The organism is Bradyrhizobium sp., from assembly GCF_016462955.1.
Taxonomy (GTDB): Bacteria; Pseudomonadota; Alphaproteobacteria; order Rhizobiales; family Xanthobacteraceae; genus Bradyrhizobium.
The window spans coordinates 1-4,000 of record NZ_JAEMSD010000004.1 but is presented as its reverse complement, the minus strand read 5'-3'; the positions used below and the strand labels follow the sequence as shown (position 1 = coordinate 4,000).

6 protein-coding genes are annotated in these 4,000 nt (G+C 62.5%); all 6 read left to right on the top strand.

Annotated features, from left to right (window positions below; translation table 11 throughout):
• On the top strand, window positions 1-703 hold a 703-nt coding region (locus JHD07_RS00915; protein WP_291618025.1), incomplete at its 5' end, for an AraC family transcriptional regulator.
• Window positions 700-945, top strand: a complete 246-nt coding sequence (locus JHD07_RS00910; RefSeq protein ID WP_291618023.1) for a hypothetical protein — start codon at window positions 700-702, stop codon at window positions 943-945. The genes JHD07_RS00915 and JHD07_RS00910, both read left to right, overlap by 4 nt.
• 73 nt (window positions 946-1,018) lie before the next feature.
• Complete coding sequence (locus JHD07_RS00905; protein WP_291618109.1) at window positions 1,019-1,525, top strand: DNA starvation/stationary phase protection protein; 507 nt, start codon at window positions 1,019-1,021, stop codon at window positions 1,523-1,525.
• 212 nt (window positions 1,526-1,737) lie between these two features.
• Window positions 1,738-2,580 (top strand): formate dehydrogenase accessory sulfurtransferase FdhD, encoded by an 843-nt coding sequence (gene fdhD / locus JHD07_RS00900; RefSeq protein ID WP_291618020.1) that lies wholly within the window; start codon window positions 1,738-1,740, stop codon window positions 2,578-2,580.
• A 16-nt stretch (window positions 2,581-2,596) separates the two neighbouring features.
• Window positions 2,597-3,271, top strand: a complete 675-nt coding sequence (locus JHD07_RS00895) for a YoaK family protein (protein ID WP_291618019.1) — start codon at window positions 2,597-2,599, stop codon at window positions 3,269-3,271.
• A gap of 119 nt (window positions 3,272-3,390) precedes the next feature.
• The coding region (locus JHD07_RS00890; protein ID WP_291618016.1) for a cytochrome ubiquinol oxidase subunit I at window positions 3,391-4,000 on the top strand (610 nt) is incomplete at its 3' end.

The window sequence follows — 4,000 nt, the reverse complement described above, 5'->3', positions numbered from 1 at the left end:
GGTCACGATCTCTCTCGAACACCTCGATGTCGCCCTGGCCGTTTCGACCGAGAAAGAGGGCCCGGCGGAAAACGGCGGCACCAACTTCAAGGTGTCGGCCGCGCGCCTCGACCGTGGGCCAGCCGTGACGGAGGTGACGCCTAGCTCCAGAAACTCCGAGGACTTCGTGATGGAGCGTCTCTCGGACGCGCTGGCGGCGACCCAAATCTCCGACGATCCGAATTCGGCCATCTACGCCGATGCATTGCGCCTCGCCATTCTGACCCGGCAATTCAGCCGGCAGGCCGACGCCACCCCGCCGGCCGTTGAAACCCCCTCCGGCCGCAATGTCAGGTCGCTGCAAAAATGGCGCCTCAAGCGGGTCGCCCAGTACGTTGACGAGAACCTCTCCGCAAAGATCACCTTGCAGGATCTCGCTGCGGTTGCCGGTCTCAGCCGGATGCATTTCGCTGCGCAGTTCCGCGCAGCCATGGGAATGCGTCCCCATGAATACCTTCTGAAGCGCCGGATCGAGCGTGCCGAGGAACTGCTCAAGCACACCGACATCCCGCTCGTGGAAATCGCTCTGACTGTCGGTTTCCAGACCCAGGCTCACTTCACCACCGTGTTCAAGCGCTTCGCGGGCGATACGCCTTATCAATGGAGAAGCGCATGGCTCGCGCAGGTCACGCCGCTACCCTCGCCGCGGGTGAGCGCGTCATGACCGATCTTGGCCTTCAAAGCTGGAGTCTGATGCTGTTCCGGCACGATGATGTCGCAACGATGCTCGAGGTCATTCACGCCCTCGGCAGTTCTTACCGATCCGCATCCTCCGGCGTCGTCGCCAGTATTGTTTGCGGCCGGATCGCGATGATCTTCTGCAGGACGGCTGGCATGAGCCTTCTGGAAAATCTCGTGCCGAGGGACGCCAGCGTTCAAGTGATGCAGCGTGCCTTCGGCCGATAGCCCGTGGCAATCGGAAAGACCGGTGCCGCGGACAGCGCTAGACCATCCGCATTATGTGAAGAAAGGACAGCAAATGACCAAAGCAGATCTGCAGAGCCCGACCGATCTGAAGAGTGGTGCCAATCGCGATATCCCGGCTTCTCTCAGAGCTCTACTGGCTGACGTTTTCGCGCTTTACCTAAAGACCAAGAATTTCCATTGGCATATGTCGGGTCCGCACTTCCGCGATTATCATCTTCTGCTCGATGAGCAGTCCGAGCAGATCTTCGCCATGACGGACGAGGTCGCCGAGCGTGCGCGCAAGATCGGAGGGATGGCAGTGCGCTCGATCGGCGAGATCGCGCGCGAGCAGCGCATTCTCGACAATGATGCCGATTATGTCGATCCCCAGGATATGCTCGCGGAGCTGCGCAGCGATAACCAGCAGCTCATCCGGGAGATGCGCCGGGTCCATGAACTCTGCGACGAGTATGAGGACGTTGCCACCGCCAGCCTTCTGGAGAACTGGATCGACGAGGCCGAACGGCGCGTCTGGTTCCTGTATGAATCCGGCCGAGTTGGCCCGCACGCTCGAACCTGACCGACCCGTCCAGCATGATCGTCCGCCTCGAGGGGCGGTCATTCGGACCTGCATATGGCAGAGCGGGGCGGCTAACGTCATTGTCGTCCCCGCTCGCGTTCGTTCTTGATCCGAATCATCCACTTCGGCTGCGTCACCGGCCGCGGTCATCCCGCAAGATCTGCGGCCGTAAGCCGTCAGATCGCGGGAGATCATCGAAAGGACTTCAGACCATGACGCAGGCAGTAGCTGTGAGACCGGCACTCACGCGACACGATGAGATCGCCTGGCGCCGCGGCCAAGCGGCATCGACATCACGACTCGTGGCTGAAGAGACCGCTGTCGCGCTGAGCTACAACGGATCGACCCACGCCGTGATGATGGCAACACCGGCCGATCTCGAAGATTTCGGCGTCGGCTTCACTCTCACCGAGGGGATCGTACGGCACGCCGAGGATATCGAGAGTGTCGAGCTCATCCCGGACGATCTTGGACTCGAGGTGCGCATCTGGTTGAGCGGCGATCGCGCAGCTGCGCTGACGGCGCGCCGCCGCGCCCTGAGCGGTCCGGTCGGCTGTGGTCTTTGCGGGATCGAAAGTCTCGAACAGGCCCGGCGGCCGGCGCCGCTTGTCACCAGCCGGATGACGTTTGGGGCAGAAGACCTGCTGGCTGCTATGCAGTCGCTGGCGCCGCTCCAGACCATGAATTTGAAGACGAAGTCGATGCACGCGGCGGCATTCTGGCAGCCGTCCTCCGGCATCGGTCCGGTGCGGGAGGATGTCGGCAGGCACAACGCGCTCGATAAGCTCGCCGGAGCGATCGTGGGCTCTGGGTTGCCGGCCGCGGAGGGCGCCGTGCTGCTGACCAGCCGCGTCTCCGTCGAAATGGTGCAGAAGGTGGCGATGATAGGCGCTCCCATAATCATCGCCGTATCGGCGCCGACGACGCTCGCGATCCGCACCGCCGAGGAAGCCGGGATTACGCTGCTCGCGATCGCCCGCGAAGACGGGTTCGGAGTCTTCACCCATCCGCACCGCGTCATCTGGCCAGCTGACGCATTGCAGCGCGCGAGCTGATCAACGGAAGTCGACGATGGCGATGGAAGCTGTATCCGCGCAACTGGCTGCCACGACGTCGGCAAACGCTGATGTTCCCGAGCAGTCGCTCGCCGTCGCCTGTCTCCTGACCATGTCGGGCGGCTTCCTTGACGCCTTCAGCTGGCTCTCGCTGGGCGGCGTGTTCGCCAATTCGCAGACCGGGAACGTTGTGCTTCTCGGGATGAACGCCGCGCTCGCCCACTGGCACGAAGCGGCAAAGCATGTCCCGCCGATCCTCGCCTTTTTCGTTGGCGCTGCGGTCGCCAGCCGTGCCAAGGCCCCTTTGCTTTGTCTCGCCGGCGAGATAGCAGCGCTTGCCGCCGTGATGCTGTTGATGCTGCTGCACCGCCTGCCGGGGCCGCTTGCGATCGTCGGGATGTCGTTTGGTGTCGCACTCCAGACAGCCAGTTTCCGGCAGGTCGGGCATTGGAAGTACATGTCGGTTACGGTGACCGGGAATTTCCTTCGTGCCATTGATCAATTGACGCCGCCGGCTGATCGGGAGGCTGCTCGCGGCGCGAGGACGATGCTCACGGTCTGTCTGATGTTTCTTCTCGGTGCTGTCGCCGGCGGTTTCGTGACGGCCCGTCTCGGTGCGATCGGCCTCGTTGTCCCACTTGCATTGCTGGCATCGGCTCTCTGGTTCTGCTGTCGAGCCCGCCTCCGTTAGCGCGCTCCGCCATGCGGACTCGCAAAGCTCCGTTCCATTCCGGAAGCGCGCTTCGGCGCGCGTGATTAGCGTCGAGCGAACATCGAAAGTCAGGCTATGGGACCGGGGGAGAACTTCTGATGGATGCCACGGCATTGCTTCTGTCGCGAATCCAGTTCGGATTCACGATCTCGTTTCACATCATCTTTCCAGCATTCACGATCGGTCTGGCCGCCTGGCTGACGGTGCTGGAAGCGCTGCGGCTGCGGACCGGCAAGCAGGTCTATCGCACTCTCTTCGATTTCTGGCTGAAGATCTTCGGCATCGCCTTCGGCCTGGGCGTGGTCTCGGGCGTGGTGATGGGCTTCCAGTTCGGCACCAATTGGAGCGTACTTTCGAAGATGTCCGGCCCGATCCAGGGGCCGCTGCTCTCCTACGAGACATTCACCGCCTTCATGCTCGAGGCGAGCTTCTTCGGCATCCTGGTGTTCGGCCGAAACCGCGCACGTCCGGGCTTCTACCTGTTCTCGGCGGCTATGGTGGCCCTGGGCACGACGCTGTCAGCGTTCTGGATCATGATCAACAACAGCTGGATGCAGGTGCCGGTCGGCTATATCGAGCAGAACGGTATGTTCGTCCCGGTCGACTGGCTGAAGATCATCTTCAACGAGGTCGCGATGGTGCGCTTCGTGCACATGCTGCTGGCGGCCTATCTCACCAGCGCATTCTGCGTCGCGGCGACCGGAGCCT